The sequence below is a fragment of the Flavobacterium frigoris PS1 genome, assembly GCF_000252125.1.
Lineage (GTDB): Bacteria > Bacteroidota > Bacteroidia > Flavobacteriales > Flavobacteriaceae > Flavobacterium > Flavobacterium frigoris_A.
On sequence record NZ_AHKF01000011.1, the window covers coordinates 58,552 to 83,649 of the forward strand.

21 protein-coding genes and 1 tRNA gene are annotated in these 25,098 nt (G+C 34.1%); 11 read left to right on the forward strand and 11 right to left on the reverse strand.

Annotated elements, in window-relative coordinates:
* Nucleotides 1–48: 48 nt before the first annotated feature.
* From HJ01_RS04255 to HJ01_RS04270, 4 genes are read right to left on the reverse strand one after another with little or no spacing between them, the layout of a single operon-like run.
* A complete protein-coding gene (locus tag HJ01_RS04255) occupies nt 49–1,116 on the reverse strand; it encodes an efflux RND transporter periplasmic adaptor subunit (protein ID WP_007137072.1) in 1,068 nt (355 codons plus the stop codon).
* A 5-nt stretch (nt 1,117–1,121) separates the two neighbouring features.
* Nucleotides 1,122–2,465: a TolC family protein gene (locus HJ01_RS04260; RefSeq protein WP_007137073.1), complete on the reverse strand. Its 1,344-nt coding sequence runs from the start codon at nt 2,463–2,465 to the stop codon at nt 1,122–1,124.
* Complete coding sequence (locus HJ01_RS04265; RefSeq protein WP_007137074.1) at nt 2,465–3,064, reverse strand: TetR/AcrR family transcriptional regulator; 600 nt, start codon at nt 3,062–3,064, stop codon at nt 2,465–2,467. Before HJ01_RS04265 ends, HJ01_RS04260 begins: the two co-directional genes overlap by 1 nt.
* A gap of 13 nt (nt 3,065–3,077) precedes the next feature.
* Nucleotides 3,078–3,620 (reverse strand): YceI family protein, encoded by a 543-nt coding sequence (locus tag HJ01_RS04270; RefSeq protein WP_007137075.1) that lies wholly within the window; start codon nt 3,618–3,620, stop codon nt 3,078–3,080.
* 157 nt (nt 3,621–3,777) lie between these two features.
* On the opposite strand from HJ01_RS04270, the gene HJ01_RS04275 reads away from it, so the two are divergent.
* Nucleotides 3,778–4,752 carry a polyprenyl synthetase family protein gene (locus HJ01_RS04275; protein ID WP_040473685.1) on the forward strand — a complete coding sequence of 325 codons (975 nt, stop codon included), beginning with the start codon at nt 3,778–3,780 and terminating at the stop codon, nt 4,750–4,752.
* 44 nt (nt 4,753–4,796) lie between these two features.
* The gene (locus HJ01_RS04280; RefSeq protein WP_007137077.1) at nt 4,797–5,150 is read left to right on the forward strand and encodes a hypothetical protein; all 354 of its coding nucleotides are present in this window, start codon (nt 4,797–4,799) and stop codon (nt 5,148–5,150) included.
* A gap of 24 nt (nt 5,151–5,174) precedes the next feature.
* Here HJ01_RS04280 and HJ01_RS04285 read toward each other — a convergent pair whose 3' ends face one another.
* Nucleotides 5,175–5,726, reverse strand: a complete 552-nt coding sequence (locus HJ01_RS04285) for a hypothetical protein (protein WP_007137078.1) — start codon at nt 5,724–5,726, stop codon at nt 5,175–5,177.
* 110 nt (nt 5,727–5,836) lie between these two features.
* On the opposite strand from HJ01_RS04285, the gene HJ01_RS04290 reads away from it, so the two are divergent.
* Complete coding sequence (locus HJ01_RS04290; protein WP_007137079.1) at nt 5,837–8,611, forward strand: 2-oxoglutarate dehydrogenase E1 component; 2,775 nt, start codon at nt 5,837–5,839, stop codon at nt 8,609–8,611.
* A gap of 161 nt (nt 8,612–8,772) precedes the next feature.
* On the forward strand, nt 8,773–9,993 hold the full coding sequence (gene odhB / locus HJ01_RS04295) for a 2-oxoglutarate dehydrogenase complex dihydrolipoyllysine-residue succinyltransferase (protein WP_007137081.1): 1,221 nt from the start codon (nt 8,773–8,775) through the stop codon (nt 9,991–9,993).
* Between the two features lie 55 nt (nt 9,994–10,048).
* Here odhB and HJ01_RS04300 read toward each other — a convergent pair whose 3' ends face one another.
* Together HJ01_RS04300 and HJ01_RS04305 are read right to left on the reverse strand one after the other, a co-directional pair.
* Nucleotides 10,049–10,795, reverse strand: coding sequence for a hypothetical protein (locus tag HJ01_RS04300; protein WP_100208526.1), 747 nt, complete (start codon nt 10,793–10,795; stop codon nt 10,049–10,051).
* Between the two features lie 205 nt (nt 10,796–11,000).
* On the reverse strand, nt 11,001–11,444 hold the full coding sequence (locus HJ01_RS04305) for a retropepsin-like aspartic protease (protein ID WP_007137084.1): 444 nt from the start codon (nt 11,442–11,444) through the stop codon (nt 11,001–11,003).
* A gap of 93 nt (nt 11,445–11,537) precedes the next feature.
* Between HJ01_RS04305 and HJ01_RS04310 the strand changes: the two genes are divergently transcribed.
* The 4 genes from HJ01_RS04310 to HJ01_RS04325 all read left to right on the forward strand — a co-directional run bounded on the left by HJ01_RS04310 (nt 11,538) and on the right by HJ01_RS04325 (nt 14,661).
* The gene (locus tag HJ01_RS04310) at nt 11,538–12,305 is read left to right on the forward strand and encodes a TatD family hydrolase (RefSeq protein WP_007137085.1); all 768 of its coding nucleotides are present in this window, start codon (nt 11,538–11,540) and stop codon (nt 12,303–12,305) included.
* 61 nt (nt 12,306–12,366) lie between these two features.
* Nucleotides 12,367–13,509, forward strand: coding sequence for a 1-acyl-sn-glycerol-3-phosphate acyltransferase (locus HJ01_RS04315; protein WP_007137086.1), 1,143 nt, complete (start codon nt 12,367–12,369; stop codon nt 13,507–13,509).
* Nucleotides 13,493–14,521: an asparaginase gene (locus HJ01_RS04320; RefSeq protein ID WP_007137087.1), complete on the forward strand. Its 1,029-nt coding sequence runs from the start codon at nt 13,493–13,495 to the stop codon at nt 14,519–14,521. The genes HJ01_RS04315 and HJ01_RS04320 overlap by 17 nt, the downstream gene beginning before the upstream one ends.
* Nucleotides 14,522–14,576: 55 nt before the next feature.
* Nucleotides 14,577–14,661, forward strand: a tRNA-Ser gene (locus HJ01_RS04325).
* Nucleotides 14,662–14,735: 74 nt separating this feature from the next.
* Here HJ01_RS04325 and HJ01_RS04330 read toward each other — a convergent pair.
* Nucleotides 14,736–15,548 carry an AraC family transcriptional regulator gene (locus HJ01_RS04330; RefSeq protein WP_007137088.1) on the reverse strand — a complete coding sequence of 271 codons (813 nt, stop codon included), beginning with the start codon at nt 15,546–15,548 and terminating at the stop codon, nt 14,736–14,738.
* Nucleotides 15,549–15,691: 143 nt separating this feature from the next.
* On the opposite strand from HJ01_RS04330, the gene HJ01_RS04335 reads away from it, so the two are divergent.
* From HJ01_RS04335 to HJ01_RS04345, 3 genes are read left to right on the forward strand one after another with little or no spacing between them, the layout of a single operon-like run.
* Nucleotides 15,692–16,987 carry a TolC family protein gene (locus tag HJ01_RS04335; RefSeq protein WP_007137089.1) on the forward strand — a complete coding sequence of 432 codons (1,296 nt, stop codon included), beginning with the start codon at nt 15,692–15,694 and terminating at the stop codon, nt 16,985–16,987.
* A gap of 2 nt (nt 16,988–16,989) precedes the next feature.
* On the forward strand, nt 16,990–18,051 hold the full coding sequence (locus tag HJ01_RS04340; RefSeq protein WP_007137090.1) for an HlyD family secretion protein: 1,062 nt from the start codon (nt 16,990–16,992) through the stop codon (nt 18,049–18,051).
* 57 nt (nt 18,052–18,108) lie between these two features.
* Nucleotides 18,109–19,650, forward strand: a complete 1,542-nt coding sequence (locus HJ01_RS04345; RefSeq protein WP_238531066.1) for an MFS transporter — start codon at nt 18,109–18,111, stop codon at nt 19,648–19,650.
* A gap of 755 nt (nt 19,651–20,405) precedes the next feature.
* Here the strand turns inward: HJ01_RS04345 and HJ01_RS04350 are convergent.
* From HJ01_RS04350 to HJ01_RS04360, 3 genes are all read right to left on the reverse strand, one after another.
* Nucleotides 20,406–20,993: a hypothetical protein gene (locus tag HJ01_RS04350; RefSeq protein WP_007137092.1), complete on the reverse strand. Its 588-nt coding sequence runs from the start codon at nt 20,991–20,993 to the stop codon at nt 20,406–20,408.
* Between the two features lie 6 nt (nt 20,994–20,999).
* A complete protein-coding gene (locus HJ01_RS04355; RefSeq protein WP_040473687.1) occupies nt 21,000–21,587 on the reverse strand; it encodes a hypothetical protein in 588 nt (195 codons plus the stop codon).
* A gap of 2 nt (nt 21,588–21,589) precedes the next feature.
* The coding region (locus HJ01_RS04360) for a SpaA isopeptide-forming pilin-related protein (RefSeq protein WP_040473688.1) at nt 21,590–25,098 on the reverse strand (3,509 nt) is incomplete at its 5' end.

The following is a 25,098-nucleotide window of genomic DNA, read 5'->3' on the forward strand; positions in this document are numbered from 1 at the left end:
TAAGGCGTGTAATGAATTTAAATTTTGAAATTCACCCATCATTTAAAATTATTTAAGGATCTCTACTTTGTTTCCGTCTTGTAGATTGATTTGTCCAGTTACAATAACACTTTCTCCATCTGATAATCCGCTTATGATTTCTACTTTGTCTCCTAGAATTCTACCAGCGACAATCGTTTTTAGTTTAGCGATTCCATTCTCTGCAACAAAAATTTGATTGCTGCTCACACTTCCTACAAAAGCATTTCTAGGAACAGTCATCATAGATTGTTTTTGTTGTTTTGATGCAAATTTAGCAGTACCATACATACCCGCTTTTAGGTCATTGTTGGAATTGTTTGCAATTTCTATCTCTACTGGAAAGCTTAAACTCGAATCTGCTTTAGTTGCTATGAATGTTATTTTACCAGAAAAAGTAACATCAGGATAAACACTAGCGGTAATGTTTACTGTATTCCCTAATTTTAAACTAGCTACTTGGCTTTCATTGACAGTTACTTTTAATTTAAGTTTGGAAACATTTACAATATCGAACATTGCGCTTGCTGGCATTCCAGTCAAAATAGAACCTGGTTCAATGTATCTTTTATTTATGAATCCTTTTATTGGCGCTTTAACTCTAGTATCACCTACGTTAATATTAGCTTGTTTTAAGTTTGCCCCTGCATTTGTTAAAGCTAATTTAGCTTGATCTAATTGCTGTTTTGTTACTCCGCCAGTTTTGAATGCATTCTCATATCGCGCATAATCCGTTTTAGCATTTTCATAAGTGGCTTTTGCGGTTTGAGCATTCACGTCAACAACATCGCTTCTTACTATTACTAAAGTTTGACCAACAGTAACATAATCTCCTTCTTTAGCTAAAACGCTAATTACTTTTCCAGATTTCTCAGCAGAAAAAGTTAATTCTTGCATTGGCTCAAAATTTCCATTCACAGAAAAATCCAATGAAATCTCTTCTGTCTTTACGGGGTCAATTTTTACAGTTACACTCGCATTTTTTTGAGCAACGATATCTGTTTTTGCTTCATTCTCTTTTTTGTTATTCATTAAAGTGAAAGCGATAAGCCCTAAACAGCCTATTATTACTATTGCAATTATTATATTTTTTTTCATTTTTATTAGTTGTTTATAAGTGTTCTTAGTTCGCCTTTTGATTTAATTAATTGTATTTCTGCTAGCTTGTAATTTAATATGGCAGATGTATAGTTATTTTGTGCTTCAGTATGTGCGTTTTCTGCGTCCAATAGATCTGTCAATGAAGCTAATCCTTGTAGGTAATTGTTCTTAGTATTGCTTAAAACATTTTTTGCTAATTGGGCATTGCCTTTTTGATTTTCTATAGTAATCATGCTATTATCAATTTGTGTTTTAGCATTTGCAAAAGCCAAATCAAGCGACAATTTTGTATCTATTAAATCTTCCTTCATAGATCGCAATTCCACATCTGCTTTTCTTACTTTTGATCTTGTTTCAAATCCTGAGAAAATCGGCACTTTTAAATTCAATCCTACAGAAGAAAAATCAGACCAAAATACTCCGTCAGATGGTTTTGCTCCCCATGGTATTTGTGGTCCTTGACCTATATAGTTGTAGCCTGCGGAAAGTGAAAGAGTAGGATAGTAACCCGCTATTATAGATTTTTTTTGAAATTCTAATAGTTGTTCTTGTTTTTTCATAAGCAAAAATTCCGTTCTGGTTTCAGTGTTTGGAGCTTGTGAAAAAGCTTGTGGACTTACCTCAAATTCCGTCTGTGGGATTTCAATTTTAGTTTCAATAGGCATTCCCATATAGAATTTAAGGGCGTTTTCTTGAATTTGTACCGCGTTTAAAACCTGTTGGCGTTGGGTGGCAATGTTCGAAATTTTTACTAAAATTCGATCTAAATCAATTCTTTTAGCTAGTCCATTGTCAAATTGTCCTTTGATAATGTTTTTTACTTTTGTAGTATTGATATAAGTGCTGTCTAAAACGTTCAAGTTTTCTCGTTGCACATAAACCTGGTAGTAATTGTTTGCAACCCTTTCGATTACTTGTTCTTCGGTCAGTTGTTGATTAATTTGGTAAAATTCTCTCGTTGTTCTTGCAGCTTTCAAACCAGTAAAGACAGATTGGTCAAATATGGTTTGCGTTAGTGAAACACCTGCAACAGAGCTCCATTTTTGCCCAAAATTAGCTTTAATCGTTGTGCCAGGTTCTCCGCCAAATGAGCCTGAATCAAGAAACGTAGTCTGTAGAACGGGATTGTAAGTTAGACTTCCATTAGCAGAGATTTGCGGTAATGCTCTTGAGCGTACTTCCTGAATTTGGTACTCACTATTTTCTACTTTCAACTTTGCTTTTTTGGCATCTGCTTTGTTTTCTAAAGCATAAGAAATCGCATCTTTCAAGGTAAGCGATTTTATTTCTTGTGATTTTGCCGTAATGGCAAAAGTTAAGAATGTTAATAAAATTAGTTTTTTCATTATGTATTAGGGTTTTGTAATTGTTTTTCTAGTTCTGTAATTCCCGCTGTAGTTGCCATAGCTCTTGTATGATATTCTAATGCTTCTAGCTCAAGTTTTTGTGCTACTTTTTCGGAGCTGGTATTTTCATTGATATTAAATATTAGAGTGTAATAAAACTTCACATAAGTGTCTATATCTAAATCGGTTCTGTATAGCCCATTTGCTATTCCTTTTAGAATGTTATTTCTAAACCACATTGAGCATTCATTTATTTCTGCTACCATTGTCTTTTCATATATCTCAGGATAATGTTTTTTTAACTGATAGATTGGGGAGCTGTCAGCAGATGATTTAAACATGTCACCAAACATTTTTCTTATTTTAAAGTTTTCCTCGATAGCATTGTGATTCATTTGCAAAATTGAATCGATTGTTTCATGAATTTCTTTATGTAGCAAAGCAGTGCTTTCCTCTACAAGTAATTCTTTGTTACAGAAGTATTTGTAAATAGTTTTTTTCGAAATGCACATTTCGCTTGCAATATCATCCATGGTGATACTCTTAAAGCCTAGCTTTATAAATAGTTCACTTGCTTTTTTTATTATTTTCTCTTTCATTTTCTTTTACTTCTTATACTGAAAACTCTAAATTGGCAATCAGTTTTATATCTTGACCTAAGGAAAGTCCTCCCGTTTGATGGTATGAATTTGAGGTTAGTCCAAAATCTTTTCGATTTATTTGTCCCACTACTTCAAAAACTGCTTTTTCAACCCCTTCGTAGGTTTTTATTCCAATGAATTCAGCGTCTAGTTCTACTACTTTTGTTATGTTATTAATGGTTAATTCCCCTTTTAGGAAATTAATGTTATTGTTTATTTTTTGGAATGAAGTTGATTTGAAATTGATGTAGGGGAATTCATTAATATCTAAAAAATCATTTAGTCTTAAATGAGAATCCATTTGCTCCAGTTTATTCTCTTTGTTATTTACATCTAAGCAAAATTCAATGGATGCATCTTCTATTGAATCTTCATGAATATCTATGTGACCTTTAAATTTATTAATGGATCCTGCTATGTATGCAATTATAGAGTGTCTTGCTTTAATTAGCACATCAGACTGATTAGAATCAATTGTCCATTTTGTTGCTGAGATTGGTAGAGTTGTATTCATAGCTTAATTCCAAATGTTAAATTCGAGTGCAAAAGTAAGTTGGAAACTTTGAATACCAAAATAGTTTCCATTGTATTTACGGTAATTTAACATTTCGTTAAGAAACACTATTTGTTATCCACGGGGAATGCTGTAAATTAGCCGAAAATTTACTTCCATGCATGCCATTAATCAGTATCAAGATTTCTTCATTAACTACTTAGAGAGTCAATCCATTATTAAGGAACCTGTAAATCTCTATGAACCCATTAGCTATATTTTAGGTCTAGGAGGTAAAAGGATGCGGCCGGTTTTGACATTAATGACCGCGGAAGTTTTTAATGTGGATTATAAAGAAGCACTAGCCGCTGCTATGGCTGTTGAGGTTTTTCATAACTTTTCGTTGGTTCATGATGATATTATGGATGATGCGCCTTTACGTCGCGGACACCAAACTGTTCATGAGAAGTGGGATGTTAATTCCGGAATTTTGTCAGGCGATGCGATGCTTATTTTGGCATATCAGTATTTCGAGCAGTACGAACCGGCTGTTTTTATGAAGTTAGCTAAGCTGTTTAGTAAAACGGCTTTGGAAGTGTGTGAAGGACAGCAATGGGATGTCGATTTCGAAACGAGGGATGACGTGACTATATCAGAATACCTCAAGATGATTGAGTATAAGACTGCAGTCCTTGTGGCTGCGGCTATGAAAATGGGTGCGATAATTGCCGAAACTTCAGTAGAGAACGCTAATTTGATTTATGAATTTGGATTAAATTTAGGCTTGGCTTTTCAGCTGCAGGATGATTATTTAGACGCTTTTGGTGATCCGGAAACTTTTGGAAAGCAAGTCGGGGGTGATATTATTGAAAACAAAAAAACCTATTTGTATTTGAAGGCAATGGCTTTTTCCAATAAGGAACAAGCTTCCCATTTGTCGCAAGTTTTTTCTACTCATCTTGAGGACAATACGGAAAAAATTATTTGGGTAAAGGACGTTTTTAATAATTCTGGGGCTTCAAAAGCAACGCAGCAGGAAATACAAGAATATACTTCTAAAGCATTTATAACCTTAGAAAAAATGAATATTGAAGAAGATAAAAAAGTAATGTTAAGGACCTTTGGAGAAAATTTAATGAGTCGGAATGTGTAGATTTTATAAAACTATGATGCCGTTTAACCAAAAATAAAGAATGAATGTTTATAGCTCCAAAAAACACGGATTTATTACTTTCTGAAGCAGAGAGTGAAGCCTTGTATCTCAAGCTGATTGAGCAAATTAATAAGGATTTTAATTTGGCCAATGAAGGGATAGATTTTCCAATGAGCATTTCTCCTGCTGAATTGAAAATTCAATTGCACGAAAAAATCTACAGGCTAATTCAATATAAATTTGCCGAATACCTTAACCTTCTCTATATAATTGATGTTGCTGAAGACGAGGTAAAAAAAATGGACGGTTCTGATTTGGTTATTTTAGCGGAACAGGTCTCTTTTTTAATTTTGAAAAGAGAATGGCAAAAAGTCTGGTTTAGAAATAAATACCGATGATGCTAACTTTGATATGTGTGACTTTCAAAAATAGACTCTTACAAAAGGCATAAAGGCATCGCTATAAACATTTTTGTTGTCGTCTTGTAATATATTATAGCGTACTCCAATGGTTACATTAGCTGTTCGGTATCCTGCACCCAAGAAAAGTCCCGTATTCCAGAATTGTTCTGAAGTGAGGCTTGGGTCGTTTGGATTTATATTAACGCGTAATTCTTCCAGCTCCGCCGAAAGTTGTATTTCTCTTATTGGATTAAATAAAGCTATAAGGCTTCCGCCATATAAATGGGAGTTATAATAATTTTTTTGGCTTACATAAGAATATTGGGCGCCAAGTCCTAGGGACACATATTCATTGAAATTATAAATAGCACTAGGGGTAAGTGATATATCAGTATAGCCAGAGCCAAAACCCAAACCAATCCCGCCGCCAAATTGTACGTTATCCCAGAAATAATTATTTGATTTTGAGTTGACTCTTTGATTTTGAGCCAATAATTCATTCGAAAATAATAAAATAATAATAACCAAAACTGCTTTTGAAACGCACTTAATTTGATTTTTTCTCATAAACATTTCCTTTTTTAACATTTTAACATATAAAAGTAATTAAAAGTAAATGTAAATTTAGTGGATTATTGTACTTTTGCCAAACTATTTTAACAAAAAGTATATTCACTAAAATTATGGATAGGTTCTCATTTTTAAACGCAGCACACACAGAATTTTTTGCACAATTATACGATCAGTACTTAGAAAACCCAGATAGCGTAGAGCCAAGTTGGAGAAGTTTCTTTCAAGGTTTTGACTTTGGGATGGAAACCTACAATGGCGAAAACCCTGTTGAACATATTGTCAATGTTGCTTCTGGCACTGCTGACTACTCTCAGATTTCTGAAAAACTTCAAAAAGAGTTTAATGTATTAAAACTAGTAGAAGGATATCGCTCTAGGGGACATTTGTTTACTAAAACAAACCCAGTAAGAGATAGGAGGATATTTGAGCCTAATCTTGACATTGCTAATTTTGGACTTTCATCATCAGATTTAAATACTGTTTTTGATGCAGCTAAAATTATTGGGCAAGCTCCTTGTACTTTAACTGATATCATAAAACACCTTGATACCATATACTGTCAGCACATAGGTGTTGAGTATATGTACATCCGTAAGCCAGAAATTGTAAACTGGATTCAAGAGAAAGTTGGAGTAAACGACAATAAACCTAATTTTTCTATTGATGAGAAGAAAGGGATTTTAAATAAATTAAATCAAGCGGTTTCATTTGAGAATTTCTTACATACCAAGTATGTAGGTCAAAAACGTTTTTCATTAGAAGGTGGGGAATCAATTATTCCTGCTCTTGATACTTTAATCGAGAGAGCTGCTCAAATGGGAGTGGAGCAGTTTGTAATGGGAATGGCTCACCGTGGTCGTTTAAATATATTGGCTAATATCTTCGGTAAATCAACACAAGATATCTTCGGAGAGTTTGATGGTAAAGATTATGATAAAGAGTATTTTGATGGAGATGTTAAGTACCACCTTGGTTTAACTGCTGACAAAATAACAAGTACAGGTAAAAAAATTAATATAAATCTTGCTCCTAACCCTTCTCACCTTGAAACAGTAGGTGCAGTGATCGAGGGTATTACAAGAGCGAAACAAGATAAATATTTCCCAAATGATTTTTCTAAAGTACTACCTATCGCTGTTCACGGTGATGCTGCAATTGCAGGACAAGGTATTCTTTATGAAATTATCCAGATGGCACAGCTTGAAGGATACAAAACAGGAGGAACTATTCATATCGTAATCAATAATCAAGTAGGTTTTACAACTAACTATCTTGATGCACGTTCGTCTACATATTGTACTGATGTTGCAAAAGTAACTTTGTCACCAGTTTTACACGTTAATGCAGATGATGCTGAGGCGGTAGTTCATGCGATGAATTTTGCATTGGATTTCAGAATGGAGTTTGGTCGTGACGTATTTATTGATTTATTAGGATATAGAAAATATGGTCATAATGAAGGTGATGAGCCTCGTTTTACACAACCAGTTTTATATAAAATAATTGCAAAGCATAAAAACCCTAGAGACCTTTATGCTGAGAAGTTATTGTCTGATGGTGTCATTGACGCTACATATGTAAACGGCCTCGAAAAAGAATACAAGTCTAATATGGAGCTGAATTTAGAAGCTTCTCGTAAAAAAGATTTGACCATTATTACTCCATTTATGAAAAATGAATGGTTAGGTTTTGAACAGGTTACTGATAAACAAATGTTGCAAAAAGTAGATACTTCTTATTCAAGAGAAGGATTGACTGAAGTAGCTAATGCAGTTTGTAACTTACCGTCAGATAAAAAATTCATTAATAAAATCCAAAAACTAATCAACGATCGAAAAACAATGTTTTTTGACACTAATAAGTTAGATTGGGGAATGGCTGAGCACTTAGCTTACGGATCTTTATTACAAGAAGGATATGATGTTCGTATTTCTGGACAAGACGTAGAAAGAGGAACGTTCTCTCACCGTCATGCTGTTGTAAAAGTAGAAGACTCTGAAGAAGAAGTTGTTTTAATCAATAACTTAGAAGGTAAAAAAGGAAACTTTAATATCTACAATTCGTTGTTGTCTGAGTACGGAGTATTGGGATTTGATTATGGTTATGCATTAGCAAACCCTAATACACTAACCATTTGGGAAGCACAATTTGGAGATTTCTCTAATGGAGCCCAAATTATGATTGACCAATACATCTCTTGTGGAGAAGATAAATGGAATAATCAAAATGGTATTGTTTTGTTATTGCCGCACGGATATGAAGGGCAAGGAGCAGAGCACTCTTCAGCTAGAATGGAACGTTACTTACAACTTTGTGCAAGACACAATATGTTTGTAGCTGATTGTACTACGCCAGCTAACTTCTTTCACTTGTTAAGAAGACAAATGAAAACAAAATTCCGTAAACCATTAATCGTGTTCTCACCTAAGAGTTTATTACGTGATCCAAGATGTGTGTCTACAATCGAAGAATTAGAAAACGGTAGTTTCCAAGAAACTATTGATGATATAACAGTAAACAAAGCAGATGTGAAAACATTAGTTTTCTGTACGGGTAAATTCTATTATGATATTACAGCCGAAAGAGAAAACAATGGTCGTACAGATGTTGCAGTTGTTAGAATTGAACAATTATTTCCATTGCCAGTAGAGCAGTTAAAAGAAATAATTGCACAATATCCAAACGCTGATGATTATGTATGGGCACAAGAAGAGCCTAAGAACATGGGGGCTTATAGTTTCATGTTAATGAATTTTAATTTAGTAAAATTCAGACTGGCCTCTTTAAAAGCATATTCTGCATCAGCATCAGGAAGTTCTACAAGAGCAAAACGTCGTCATGCAGATGCAATCAAAATGGTTTTTGATAAAAACTTATTTGTATAAAATTAGAAGCTATTTCCTGCTGTTCGCTGTATCTTTTTCTTTTTAAAGAAAAAATAAAAAGGATGCCGCTACCATCAGGGCTAAAAATAAACAAACAATAAACAGTAGTTGTTTTTAAAACGACTCGAACAATAAAATTCATAATTTAAAAATTATATAAGATGATTTTAGAAATGAAAGTCCCATCACCAGGGGAATCTATTAAGGAAGTTGAAATTGCAACTTGGTTAGTAAAAGACGGAGATTACGTAGAGAAAGACCAAGCAATTGCTGAGGTTGATTCTGATAAAGCAACACTGGAATTACCAGCTGAAGCGAGTGGGATTATCACATTAAAAGCAGAAGAAGGTGATGCAGTAGCAGTAGGTGCAGTAGTTTGTTTAATTGATACGGCAGCCGCTAAGCCAGCTGGTTCAGCTCCGGCAGAAGCAGCACCGGCTCCAGTTACCGAAGCGCCAAAAGCAGCTCCAGCTCCTGTAGCGGCAGCTCCAGCAGCAACATACGCTTCAGGGACACCATCCCCAGCAGCAAGAAAAATATTAGACGAAAAAAATATCGCTCCAGCAGCTGTAACAGGAACTGGTAAAGACGGAAGAATCACTAAAGATGATGCTGTAAATGCAGTACCATCTATGGGAACTCCCACAGGAGGAAGCCGTGGCTCTGAGCGTTCAAAACTATCAATGTTACGTCGTAAAGTAGCAGAAAGATTGGTTTCCGCTAAAAATGAAACGGCCATGTTAACTACTTTCAATGAAGTAAACATGACGCCTATTAACTTGATTCGTAATCAATACAAAGAGGAATTCAAAGCTAAACATGCAGGTGTTGGTTTAGGATATATGTCGTTTTTTACTAAAGCGGTTACTAGAGCCTTGAAATTGTATCCAGACGTTAATTCAATGATGGATGGTGATTATAAAATAGCTTACGATTTCTGTGATATTTCAATCGCGGTTTCTGGACCAAAAGGATTAATGGTTCCTGTAGTTCGTAATGCTGAAAACTTGACTTTCCGTGGTGTTGAATCAGATATTAAAAGATTAGCAATAAAAGCACGTGATGGTCAAATTACCGTTGATGATATGACTGGTGGTACTTTTACAATTACTAATGGTGGTGTATTTGGATCTATGTTATCTACTCCTATTATTAATCCTCCTCAGTCAGGAATTCTTGGAATGCACAACATTATCGAACGTCCTATTGCCGTAAACGGAAAAGTAGAAATTCACCCTATGATGTATGTGGCACTTTCTTATGATCATAGAATTATTGATGGTCGCGAGTCTGTAGGTTTCTTGGTTGCTGTTAAAGAAGCATTAGAGAATCCAATGGAATTATTGTTAGACAACAATCCTAAGAGAGCTTTTGAATTATAAGAACTCTATTTCAAAATAACTAAAAAATCCCGTTTGAATACTCAAACGGGATTTTTTAGTTACTTCTATATTTAACAAAATCAAAAAGAGCATAATTCTTAGTTTTGGGAATATGATCACCCATGAAAGTGAGATTTTCTACACTGCAAAAAATCTTAAACTTGCTTTTGGTTCCATAATTAAGTTGTGTTGTTGCTGCTTGTTGGCCATTGATTATCCAGCTCACTTTATACTTTCCACTTGAATTTAATCTTAGTTCCATTGAAAAAGTATGCCATTGCCCTCTTTTGATTTTTGTGTCATGAGATTTATGTGGGTTTCCCTGTGAGGTCATAGATACGATTAGATCATCTGCTTCTGCATTTAGTTCATTTCTCATACTTTGTTTTCCATAGCCTATTTCATAATCAAGTTCGTGAGCGTTGCTATTGTATAGAAATGCACCTATGCTCGCCATGTCACCAATACCCATTTCAGGGACGTATACTCTCCAAGTGTAAGTTCCAGTTGTATAAGTTGAAGTAGTTTTTATTTTCGTACGATCCCAAGTGTTGGGACGAGTAAAAATAGTTAAGTTTTTATTCTCGATAAAGTAATTTACACTGCCCGCTTGTGTAGCATCTTCCCAGCCTGATAGATCGTGGAAATCCCATAATTTAGCAGTTGTGGTTGTGCTGGGTTTAGCTGAGTTGTCATTAGCAGTGGTAGGCATTTTTGGTTTATTTATAGTTATACCCCCGGCACTGCAGGAATGCAATAGTAATCCTATAATTACCCCTAGTATTTTAATTTTCGGTTTCAAGGATATAATTTGTTAAATGATGATTTCCGTGGTAAATATAAGCAATGATTATAATTATCAATAATTGGCTTTCCTTTCGTTAGTACATTGGCTGCAATTAGGCCGCGAAAAAATCAGAGTATGTATTGAATTAATAATAGCAAAACTAGTATCCTGCAATAAAGAAGCGGCGCCTTTTTTTTTATTTTAAATACTAAATGAAGGCTTACTGTTTAAGTAAATATAAGTAGTGGTTGTAATAGTCTACAATTGCTTTTCCTTTCATCAAAACGTCGGCACCAATTATGCCATGGACCGGCTTTGATTTATGTTGAATTAATGCCTCATTTACGTGTGATAAATCGAAAATCACCAAACTGAATTCGATATCTTCCCATAAGCCGAGTTGAAGAGTATTATTAAAGGCTGTTTGTGTCTGCATTCCTGTAGCTCCTGCACCAGATGCTTTAGTTTTGGAATCTTCTGCATGAACTTGGAAAAAGGCAATACTTTCAAAACCGATACAACTGTTTGACGCTCCTGTGTCTAGAATGAAGTTGCCTGCAATCCCGTTGATTTTTGCTTTTATCAAAAGGTGCTGTGTCTTAGTTATTTTAAATTTTATTTTTTTGTATTTTTCCTTTTTCAGGATATCGTGGAGGTTTTTCATAGTTTAAAGCTGATAATCAAAAGTAATCTAAATTACTAAGAATCTAAAAAACAACAATTCAAAATGCTAACTTTGCTTATTTAAATGAAAACAATGACAATTACAGATACGCACACCCATTTATATTCAGAGGAATTTGATCATGACCGCGACGAAATAATACAAAGGGCAATTCAAGCAGGTGTTTCTCGGTTTTTTATTCCGGCCATTGATTCTTCTTGTACCCAGTCTATGTATGATTTGGAAAAAAACTATCCACACAATGTTTTCTTAATGATGGGACTGCATCCTACCTATGTAAAAGAAAATTATCTGGAAGAGTTGCAGCATGTAGAGGACGAGCTGGCCAAAAGAAAATTCTATGCCATTGGTGAAATCGGAATTGATTTGTATTGGGATAAAACCCATCTGAAGGAACAGCAGGCTGCATTTAAGAAACAGATCCAATTAGCTAAAAAATATAAATTGCCAATCGTGATTCATTGTCGTGAAGCTTTTGATGAAATATTTGAGATTTTAGAAGAGGAGAAATCGGCTGATTTGTTTGGGGTATTTCATTGTTTTACGGGGACTTACGATCAAGCGTTACAGGCAATGTCTTATAATATGAAATTGGGAATTGGTGGAGTGGTTACTTTCAAAAACGGAAAAATTGACCAGTTTTTGAGCCAAATAGATTTAGAACATATCGTTTTGGAAACAGATTCACCCTATCTTGCTCCGATTCCATTTCGAGGAAAAAGAAACGAAAGTAGTTATCTTATTAATGTATTAGATAAGCTTGCCCAGATTTATGGTCTTTCGCAAAAAGATATTGCGAGTATGACAACTGAAAATTCTAAGGTAATTTTTGGGATTTAATACATAATCTATTATAAATTAATATTTTTTTTGTTCATTTGCGCACTTAAAGTTACTAAAAATGCAAAAATTTGACGCTATTCGGCCATTTTACGATTCCGAAATAAACGATGCCATATTGAAAGTGATAAATCACCCTATGATGAAGGCGTTGATGAATTTTTCTTTTCCAGATGTAGAAGATACGGTATGGAAAGAGCAACTCAGAAAAACACAGTCCATACGTGATTTTCAATGTAATTTTATCTATCATTCTATTCGGAAGATTATTGAAAAAAGCTCCGATGGATTGACTACTTCCGGTTTCGAAAAGTTAAAAAAGGGAGAATCGTATTTATTTGTATCGAATCATAGAGATATTCTTTTGGATACTACCTTGTTGAATACAGCATTATTTGAACATGGTTTGGTGATGACTGCATCCGCAATTGGGGATAATTTGGTTAAAAAAGATTTTCTCAATGTACTAGCAAAAATGAATCGGAATTTTCTAGTTCAAAGAGGTTTGACACCTAGAGAGATGTTAGAAAGTTCGAAAACATTATCGGAGTATATTCGTCATTTATTGTTAGAGGAAAGTCGATCGGTTTGGATTGCACAACGCGAGGGAAGAACTAAAGATGGAAACGACGCTACAAATCCAGGAGTCTTGAAAATGGTGGGAATGGCTGCTAATGGAACAGATCTTATGGATTATTTCAAAAAAGTAAAAGTTGTCCCAGTTTCAATTTCATACGAATATGATCCTACGGATGTTTTGAAAATCCCGCAGTTACTGGCCGAAGCCAACAAGGAGATCTATATCAAAGAAAAAAACGAGGATTTCATGACGCTGCTCAGCGGTGTCATGGGACAGAAGAAAAGAATTCACATGCACATAGGGGATGTGTTGGATGCGGAAACTGATAAAATCAAGGAAGAATTTGACAAACCTAATAAGCAAATATTGGCATTGGCTCAAGTAATTGATGAATCGATTTTAAGCAATTATAAATTATGGCCCACTAATTATATCGCCTATGATCTATTGAATAATAACAATGGCTTTTCTCATTTATATACCGAAGATGAAAAATCGCTTTTTGAGCGTAGGTTAGAAATGCGTATTGATGCAGAAAATCCTATTGCATTACAAGGGCTATTAGCAATGTATGCCAATCCGGTTGTAAATAATTTAAAATACCATGATGAACTTAAAAGTTAAAATACTTTTATTATATACTGGAGGTACCATTGGGATGCGTAAAGATTTTGATACTGGCGCCCTAAAAGCTTTTAATTTTAGTAAGTTGTTGAATAGGATTCCCGAGTTGAAGCAATTGGAATGTGAGATTGAGACCATTTCATTTGAAGAACCTATCGATTCGTCTAACATGAACCCGAAAGAGTGGGCTAGAATAGCTTCGATTATTGAGGAAAACTATATGGATTTTGATGGTTTTGTAGTGCTTCATGGTTCGGATACGATGTCTTATTCCGCATCGGCATTGAGTTTTATGTTGGAGAATTTAGCAAAACCAGTTGTGTTTACTGGTTCGCAATTACCAATTGGGGATTTGCGAACAGATGCCAAAGAAAATTTAATTACTGCTATTCAAATTGCCTCTTTACATGAAAACGGTCAAGCTGTCATTAGTGAAGTTTGTTTGTATTTTGAGTATAAATTATATAGAGGAAATAGAACGACCAAAATAAATGCTGAGCATTTTAAAGCGTTTACTTCGCCTAACTACCCTGAATTGGTAGAGTCTGGTGTCAATCTGAAGATTAGAAGGGAACTGTTATTGCCTAGACAAAAACGCGGGGAATTGATCGTTCATAAAAACTTGGACAACAATGTGGTTATTGTTAAAATGTTTCCAGGAATGAGTGAAGTGGTTTTAGCAGCAATTTTAGATATCCCAAGTTTAGAAGGTGTTGTGCTTGAGACCTATGGTTCTGGAAATGCACCTACTGAAGATTGGTTTGTTTCTTTATTGACAGAAGCAATAAATAAAGGAGTACATATAGTAAATGTTACCCAATGTTCTGGTGGTAGTGTAAATATGGGACAGTACGAGACAAGCACTGCTATGAAGGAAATTGGAGTGATTTCAGGGAAAGACATCACCACAGAAGCTGCTATTACTAAATTAATGTACTTATTAGCACAAAATATAGCGCCACAAGATTTTAAAACAGTTTTTGAAACTTCGTTGCGTGGAGAAATGATTTAATATCGCTTTTTACTTTTGAAATTCATTTTTTTTCATGTTATTTGCAAACCTTAATAGAGAGGTGGCCGAGTGGCTGAAGGCGCACGCTTGGAAAGCGTGTATATGGCAACATATCGAGGGTTCGAATCCCTTTCTCTCTACGAATAATGATTATTAGTTCCATAAGATTTAACACCCAATTTTTCATAGGTAAATGTGAAATTGGGTGTTTTTTTTATTTGGAAATAGCTCGGTTTGATTTTCTGAACTGTACAGGTCTTACTTTGACTAAGTTATAAAAGGTATTGCTAAAAGTAGCAGGACTATTATAACCAGAAGCATAAGAGATTTCGCTAATAGACATGTCCGTTTGCAATAGTTTTTCCATGCTGAATATAATTCTATAGATTTTTACATATTGTAGAAAGGAAATATCTATCGTAGTCCTAAACAAACGGGAAAGACTTCGGCTGCTGAAGCCAAAAAGAGTGGCTACATTCTTTAATAATAAAGTTTGCTCAATATGGAGGTGAATATGATTTAAGATGGGACTTAATCTTTCACTAGTAGTTGTAGGAAGTACTACTGGCATAGGTTTTTTACTCATTTCTGGAATAATATTGCCTAATGTTTTAATATATTGGCATTTGCTTTTTTCTTTTGCAAAAATATTCTCCGTCCAATTTTCAGTAAATAAGATCATTTCTAAAATCAGATTTGGAGCGGGGTAAATACCCATTTGTGCATAAAAGAGGTTGTTGTTTAATATGGCTGGCGGAATGTAAATATTGCGTATGATACTTACTGTTGTTTTGAGTTCAATAAAATGATTCATTCCTGCCGGGATCCATACAAAGTGCCTTGCTGGCAAGAAATAGGAATTGTCTTTCGTTTTTAAATAAGCAGCTCCACCTTCAATATATGTTAATTGATGCTTGTTATGCCTGTGCATTAAAAGATGCTCTTCTATTTTAGTATGATAGATATAAGTACTATGAGGATATTGATTTACCTTCTCTAAGAAACTAATCGATTTTGTTGCCGGCATTGGGAGATTTTTAATTTGGCTCAAATTAACAAATAAATGGCTTAATTGACAAAATTAGACTTCTAAATATGTTGCAATTTTGCATTTTAATTTAAGGCATAAATATGTATCGCAACTCATATAAAATATTAATACCCTCTTTTTTGTTAGTATTTGTAGCTGTTAAAGCTCAAAGTACAATTCAAGATAGCATTCCTCTATCTTTAGAAAACGTATGGAAAAAAGCGGCTGTAAACAGCAAGGAGATTAAAAGGAGTCAACTTCATTCGAAATCAGGAAGTGAAGCTGTAAAAAATGCTAAAAGCAAACAACTTCCTGAAATAGGAATTAATGCTAATTATGGGAAACTGGCTAACATTCCAATTTTTAATGAAGGTATTTTGCATCATGCCGATTTCATTCCTTTAGAAGATCACTCCATTTACGGAGTAACATTGGACTCTTATTTTGAAATATATAATGGACAAAGGCTAAAAACAAATATTCAAAAGGAGTCTGTCAAGCAAGAATTGTCAAAATATATGGAAGAAGAAACTACGTTATCTATCCATTTTGAAGTTGCACAAGCCTATTTGAAGTTGCAACTTTACTTGCAATATGAAAAATTAGTGAAACAGAATGTCCATCAAAGCGAAGCTCGTTTAGCGTTAATTCAAAAATTATACAATGGAGGCGTTGTGTTGAAAAGTGATTTGCTGCGTGCCCAATTGCTATTGTCAAAACAAAAAATAGCACTTACAGAGATTAAAAATAATGCAGAACTAGTCATGCAGGAATTAAACATTTTTATGGGTAATCCTGACAGTCAGAAGCTAAAACCTACCGATCAAATTGGTTTTCAGCAAGACCGGAAGACAATGACGTATGATGAGTACGTGCATAATGCCATTGATAAATCTCCATTACAGAAAATTGCTAATCAGAAAGTAGAACTAGGCATATTAAATATAGCTGCATTAAAGTCAGATAAATTACCGCGAATAGGCTTGTTTGGAGAATACAGTTATTCTTATCCACAAATTAAACTATATCCTTATGAAAATGCACCTTACTTGTTAGGTGTTGTTGGAGTCAAACTATCGTATTCTATCTCTTCAATTTATCATGATGTTCATAAGGAAGAGGAGGCTAAGATTTTATTAGAAGAGGAAAAAATTGCTCGGGAAAATGTTGAAGACAATTTGCGAAAAGTTATAAATAAATCGTACCAGCGTTATATAGAAGATCAAGAAAAAAAGGAGGTGTTTCAACTAAATATCGAACAAGCTACTGAGAACTACCGCATACTCAATCAAACGTATTTTAATCAATTGTCATTGATAACGGATTTACTTGATGCAGATACCCAATTATTGCAAGCGCAAATTGACCTTATTTCAGCAAAAATTGCAGAACAATTACATTATTGCGAACTTTTAAAAAACACAGGAGACTTATAGTTATGGCTACAATCACAGAAAAACATGAACGCATTGATAGGATTACTGTCAAAATAACCTATGGTATTGCTTTTTTAATATTAATGATCTTGATTGTATATGGTGCATATGCATTGGTGAAAATGTATAGATATGAGGAAACTAACGACGCGCAAGTTGAAGAATATATTAATCCAATATTGAGCCGCTCTACTGGTTTTGTACAAGAAATAAGATTTACAGATCATCAAAAAGTGCAAAAGGGAGATACGTTGGTTGTTATTGATAGAAATGAAACGCTGCTGCAATTACAGGAAGCTGAAGCAACATTAAGAGCTGCAAATGCTTCATTGAAAGTAGTTGAAAGTAGTTCGATAACGACTATCAATAGTGCTTCAGTTAGTGAAGCAGGTATTGCATCTTCAAAAGCTAAATTGTGGCAACAAGAGCAAGATTACAATAGATATAAAAAACTACTCGCAGAAGAAGCGGTTACCCAACAGCATTTTGAAAGTGTTAAAACTAGTTTTGAAATTGCAAAATCAGAGTATAAAGTAATTCAAAATACTTATAAAACAGCCAAAGGAAAAATAAATGATGCGGACACGCAAATAGCAGTAGCTCTTGCTAATGTAAAACAAAAGGAAGCCGTTGTTGATAACATCAAGCTCAATTTGACTTATTCAGTTATTAAAGCTCCATCTGATGGGATAATGGGTGATAAAACGTTACAAGTGGGACAATTGATACAAAAAGGACAAATTTTGGGTTTTATTGTAGATCAAGACCAAGGAAAATGGATCGTAGCTAATTTTAAAGAGACTCAAGTTGCCAATATGGAAGAGGGTCAAGGGGTTGAAATTAGTGTTGATGCTTACCCAAATGAGGTTTTTGAGGGTAAAATACAATCGCTTGCTCCGGCTACGGGTTCCAGGTTTTCACTTTTACCTCCTGACAATGCGACTGGAAATTTTGTCAAAATAGTGCAGCGATTCCCTGTTCGAATACTTTTGATTGATGCTCCTGAAAAAACTAAAAAGCTTCATGCAGGAATGAATGCCAATGTAACGGTTGCTAAACTATAATTAAATATGGATCCGTCATCTAGTGCATTTAAATCTTGGGTTCCCAAATGGTGTATAATGCTTATTATTTTTTTAGTAATTCTTCCGGCTGTATCTATGTTAAGTGGGTATGTTGGAGGTATTACAAGTGCTGCAAGTTATTATGGTCTTGATCCAACGGATATTCAATTTTCTATCGTTTTGTACTATGTTGGGATTGCTAGTTTTTTTCCATTAGAAAAAAGATTTTTCGGCTATTTTTCTTCTAAGACCTATTTTTTAATGACTATAGTATTATTTGTAAGCATTAATTTTTTATTATACATCACTCATGATCCTTTAATCTTTTTTATGTTGCGTTTTTTAGGAGGAGCCGTCACTGTTGGTATAATTGGGGTTACTCTTAACTTAATATTTTCTCAATTTCATTCAGAGCGTTCAAGGGTCTTAGGTTATGCGGTGTTTTATGGAACCTTACTTAGCTCTAATTCTTTTGTGTATTTATTAGATGCGTATCTTTTTCAAAATCATGATTATAATGTGTTGTATTTAATTATGATTTATCTCCAAGTTCCAGGTGTACTTTTGATGCTATTGTGTCTAAAGACTAATTTTCGTTTACACAGTAAAAGAATTCCTTTATTTGATTTAGATTGGAAAAGCTTCATAATTTACAGCTCACTTTTATCATTAACTGCCTATCTAATATTATATGGTCAATATTATAATTGGTTTGATAGTATTCGTATTTGGATTTGTTCGAGCTTAATTTTGGGCTTATTGATACTATTCGTTTTAACACAACTAAAACAGAAACGTCCCTTTATTGATTTAGGGATATATAAATATCGGAATTTTAGAATAGGAGTGGTGCTTCTTGTACTGTATTATATTTGTAAAGGAGATGTCAGTGTTGCTAATACATTTATTTTTAACAATATGGGATTAGATACGTATCACTACGCTTATATTATGTTTTTTAATGCTTTTGGGATTGTTGTAGGAATTGGAGTTACTGCTCGTTTTCTTTTAGCAAAACGCAAAATACGATTAATGTGGCTTACGGGATTTGCTTTTCTTCTGGTTTATCATATCCTAATGTTTTTTATTTTTGGGCCACAAGCCAATGAAAAGAGTCTTTTGATTCCTCTTTTTTTTCAGGGTATGGGTAATGGCGTCTTGATGCTTTCTATTGTATTATTTATGATAAAATCAGTGCCGGAATCTAAAAGTTTTTCGGCCTCATTGAGCGGTGTATCCTTTCGGTTTTTTGCTTTTACAATTAGTTTAGCTTTTGTCTCCTTTATGAATTTAAGACAGGCCAGTGTGCATTATCATGAATTAGGAAACACAATTACAGCGTTAAATACAGCATCAACTCAACAGATGCAATTGTATGAAAATATAGCACTGACAAAAGGTGCCTCAACAATTAAAGCGAAAATTGTGGCTAAAAAGATGTTTGGAAAAGCGGTGTCCAAACATGTTAATATTTTATTTGCTCGAGATTATTATTCATTAATGGCAATTGTTATATTTTTTATTATGTTAGCAATAGCGTTAATACCTAGTTTGCATTATCATTTTAGAAAGATTGGATCTAGAGTTATACCTATTTGAGAATCAAATGTTTATTTTATGTTTTTTAAAATGAAGACGGTTTCATAAAAGGGTAAGGACAAGTTCCATGTTTAACTCCTTTTGGGTATTCTATTCTCTAGTATTTCTAGGAGAAATAAGACGATGTTTCGGCTGTGCTTTTGGCTCCAAATTTTAAAAATAATTATGGATTATAAATATTTATCAACAACTTTTTGATTGATCCTTTTTTCTGTTTTTCCAAATTAATAAGCTAAAAAAATAATATAAGAACAGTATGATATAATTGTGCTATTTACTTATTTCATCGGCTTTATTTGTTGGTTAATTGATGAGTTCGTACCTCGAAGTGGTAAGTAAAACGGGTTAAGAGGCCTATATTCCTTTCGAAAAAGAACTCCAAAGTGATTGTAATAAGGATGTAAGAAGATTTCAGCTGTGTTGTTATAATTCTTTAAATAATGATAAAATATGGGTAAGCTAAAAACATAAAAAAAATGAAAAAAACCAAGAAAGTCGTGACATGTTTTTATACATAGGTGCGTTTGTTTGTACTACCGTAAGCTTATCTGTAGTTGTGCTATTGTTTTTACTCGCCTACGTTGAATTTGGAAATTAAATTTAATGCACAACAAATAAAATAATCTTCTTGTATTTAGAATAGTATGTTTTGACAGCCAAAATGCCCCACTGATCGCAGTGGGGCATTGTTGTCTTTAGAAGGAATGAACTAGGTATTGCTGAAACTCCGTTTAAAATGGTTAAAGTATAATTATCTATAAAGTAAGACTTGCCGTAACAGTATAATTAATTTCGATATTATAGGTTCCTGCGGGGCATAAAGAGCTTGGTTTTATCCTAAATTGAATTGGAATATTTTGCATGCACCCTACAAATTCCATTATTTTGATAGCTTGTGAGGCATTATTAGGAACCGTAATGTAGCTTCCGCCGTTAGCAGGAGTTAGGTTTCTTGGCCCTAATGGCTTTATTAACAAGGTATCGTATGCACTCACAGCAGGAACTCGTTGCCCACTATTTGTGGTTGTTTTTGCTTCAAGGATTACATTGGCAGGGGCATTAACCGTATTGATATAAACACTGTACCGAAACACATTACCTTGACAAACAGTTGATGAGGGAATTATTAATATGGGATTTAATATAAAACTTATTCTTGTAGCATCATAAGCACTTTCAAATCCCACAGTAGTGTCATCAAGCCCGGCCTCCAAGACTACGCTGTTCGTTGATTGAGTAAAATTTGGTGCCCCTGTAACATTAAGAGTTCCATCTAAAATCTGAGCTTGTATAAGATTTGGACTTAACAAGACGATAGTGGCTATTATGAATAATTTTTTCATTTGTCGTTATTTAATTTCATAAATGATTTCAAAACCATTTGGCAATGATAATCCACTGTGATTCTCTACAGTAATACGAAGATTATAACCAGTGCCTAATCCATTCCCAGTGTAGCCGCTTGCGAAATCGTTTATCAAGAGTTGTTCAGCGGTACTCAATGTAATGGGGTTGATATTTTGATTAGGGTTGTATGAGCCCCCGATATTTGTTGCTGCTATAACTTGAATTTTTATCACAATGCCGGCAGGAACTATTTGGTTCGTGTGAACATAAATTTTAGCATTAACAAAATTTAATCCTCTATAGGTAAAATTCAACCAAATGTTATCATTTGTTGAAATTCCTCCAACGCCAGTTGCAGGAAGACCTGCTTCTAGGTTGTTTGTACTAATGCCAAAACTTATGGTGTTGCTAGGGTCCGGCTCTGCATCAATAATAGCAATGGGTTGCAGACTCAAAGTGGCAAAGTTGGAGCGTTGCCCTCCTCCTAGCAAAAAAGAACTAATGTTATTAGCATCAATCGTTTGTTGAGAAAGGCAAATATTAAGGTTCAAAGCCATTAGCGTAACTAGTATGTAATTTATCTTTTTCATCTTTAAGTTCCTATTTTAAAGTTTTTACTTTTAAATTGTACTTTGCGTTCTTTGCCTTTTACAGGTACATTGACAGTGATTTTTTCTCCTTCTTTTACAGTAATTTGTGTCTCTTTCTCAATTTCAAAAAATTCTTTTCCTTTGTAACGTGTAAGTGTTAATTTGTATGTTCCTGGAACAATATTTTGAAATTTGAAAACTCCTTGCGCATTAGATTCTACGTTGTAAGTGAAGTTTTCATTTTCAATTTTTAGATAGCCTTCTAGATTATTACCGTTTGGTTTTGCAAATTCTGGAAAAATAAGAGTTCCTAGTATGGTAGATGCTCTTACGATCGCAATGTTTAATTCTGCTTTTTTATCCTTTTCTACAGTAACCTGAAAGGGCGTTTTTGAAGCAGGAATTATTCCAAAAGGAAGCGTAGATTCATCCATCAAGATATAGTTGTTCCCAAGGGGTAAGTTATTGAATTCAAAAACACCTTTTTCATTGGTAACAATGCTTTTTCCAGCCGCTATTATTTTTATTCCTTTTACGTCTATGCTTTTATCATTGACTTGAATTAAGCCATTGACACCACCTTGTTCTAATATTCTTTTTAACGGTACTCCAAATGAATACGTATAGGTTCCAAAGGCTAGCAGCTCCTTTTTATTTGTGGTGCCAGGATTTTCAAAATAGTTAGCTCGGATTTCAAATAAATGATTTTTAGCTACAGTTACCACTAACATTGCATTGATAAAATCACGTCTTAAATAGGTGTCTTCTGGACTGAAACCGCTATTGTATGTGGTGTTGAATCTGAAATTTCGGTTGAAATTATAGTCTAGACCAACACTGTAGGTATAGTAGTTTTCATTTATATTAGTATCATTATATCGATTGCTGTAATTATGATTAATCCCACTTCTAAGCGAAAAATGATCTGAGAACCGATACGAGGCATCTAGATTATGAGAATATGTTTTTCTGTATTGCAAATCGTTACTTAATAAATTTTGCGTTTCGGCTATTCTTCCGGTAAAACCAAAAGAAAAAATCCTGCTAGTAAAAATGTACCTGTAATCGATTCCGGATTCTTTGTAAAAATAACTTTTGGGCTCAAGTTGATCCTCTCTTATTCTTCTATCCGCTCGAATATTAATATAACTTTTAGGTCCAAAACGGTACCCTATTTTTCCATAATAGTTTTCAAAATAGGGCTCAGCGGCAAAAAATAAAGGGTCTAAGCGTTTATTCACTTGAGATACGGTTTGTCCAACAACAAAATCGAATTTTCTAAATTTATAATACAAGCTATTGGTATATTCAATACTGTTTCTAATGATTCCAAAGTAATTTTTACCTGAATATGTAAAACTTCCACTATAAGTCAAGCCGTTCATCTTTTGAACTAGGTTAAGAAAATGGGCATGATCAACATGTTGATTCGTAACGCTTAATGAAGACTCTGCGTTGACGAAAGTGTTTTTAGCTCTAAGTTCAAAATTAGCGGTACCAATTTGACCTTTTTCATCAAGGTTAGCTTCTATGTTTTTGTTGGCTCCCATTACAGTTCCTTTAGAGCTTTCTACTGCAAATCCTAAAAGAGCATTCTTGTTAAAACGATAAACAGATTTAAAACCAAATAGTGCTTCTGAATTAAAACTGTACAATCTTGGCTTAGAAAAGAAAGCAGATAGTGTCCAATTGTTTATATTTTGATCAACTCTAAAACCCATCCCAAAGCGGCTGTCAAAACCTAGTCGATTGATATAATAGGCGTGATCTCCTAGATATACTGCCGTACTATTATTGTATTTATAGAGTAAACTGTACTGATCTGTAACGCCGAAATTTTTAAGGTTTTTTTGTTGAGGTGCTCTGATGATAAAATTTAAGTAATTTTTTTTATCTAAATCTAAAAATCCATCACCTATAAATTCCCCTGAAATTGTTGAATAATGATTGTCCTGAAATGTATTACTATTATAGTTCACACTAAAGCGTACCGGATATCTAAAAAACGGATCTGCTTGTTTAAGTTTCGTTGGGAACACTTTTGTGCTCCCGTATGCTTTGTAAGACTTACCAGAGGTAGTACTCATCGCATTTAAGGAGGTTCCGATAGTAGTGAAGTCATAGTATTTTGCGTCAGTATCTTGCGTAATTTCAACAGTTGCCGTCATATTTGGCCCTAGTTTGAGCAACTTTTCTCCTTTAATAGTGTTTTTAGAGGATAACGAAATTTCTTGTTCCACATTCCCTCTGTTTTTAATTTCATATTTAGCCTCTATCATTTCTCCTGCTTGCACTTTGTCTGAAGTATATAAGTTGTAAACTTCCAAGTCTAAGTTTGGTTCTATGGTAAAAACAACTTCCTTTGAGGCAATTTTACTTCCATTTGCATTTTTAACAGTAAAGTTGGCTGGGACGTTTCCTGATGGATTGTCTACCGGTATATTGAAACTAATTAACACCATTTTTTTTTGGTTTGCTTCCAAGACTCCTAAATCACTTATAGAAATCAAGTTCCAATTTCGAGGCAGTTCTGCACTAAGTTTTAAATTAGAGGTACTGTTTTTACCGTTTTCAATTTCGATGACTAACGTATGGCTTTTATTTGTTGCATAACTTTCTTTAAGGTTTAAAACACTAATTTTAATTTGTTCGATTCCTGTAGCATTTTGGTTTTTTTCTTTTGTTTCAACAATTGAGGCGGTAGAAACCTTTAGGTTTTCTTTTACAAATGCGTTGTTTATACTTGTTTCTGAGGCTATTAGCATGGCTTGTTCCATCTTTTTTACAAATGAGTTCGAGGTTTCTGACTTTTTTGTGATGCTTGAATTAATAGGATTTACTTCTACTGATTCCGCTACCGACTTTCTTTTACTGTTTTTATTTTCGGTTGATTTTAGCTCATTATTGGCAGCAGCTTTTGCCTCATTTTCTTTTGGCAACGCTGGTGTAGTCGTTATTGCTTCAGCTTTTTTCTTTTCCGCTAAAGTACGTGTCATCGATTCAGTTTCATTTTCAGTTAAAGCCTTAACGTCGTTTTGTTTCGGTTGAACTGTTGCTGATTTTTTAGTAGATGCTATTGTTGTAGTGTTTTTGTTTTCGGTTGATTTTAACTCATTATTGGCAGCAGCTTTTGCCTCATTTTCTTTTGGCAACGCTGGTGTAGTCGTTATTGCTTCAGCCTTTTTCTTTGCGGCTAAAATACGTTTCATCGATTCAATTTCATTTTCAGTAAAAGCCTTAACGTTGTTTTTTTTCGGTAGATCTGTCGCTGATTTTTCAGCAGTAGCTGTTGTTGTAGTGTTTTTGTTTTCGGTTGATTTTAACTCATTATTGGCAGCAATTTTTGTCTCATTTTCTTTTGGCAACGCTGGTGTAGTAGTTGTCGCTTCGGCTTTTTTCTTTGCCGCTATAGTACGTGTCATCGATTCAATTTCATTTTCAGTAAAAGCCTTAACGTTGTTTTGTTTCGGTTGAACTGTTGCTGATTTTTTAGTAGATGCTATTGTTGTAG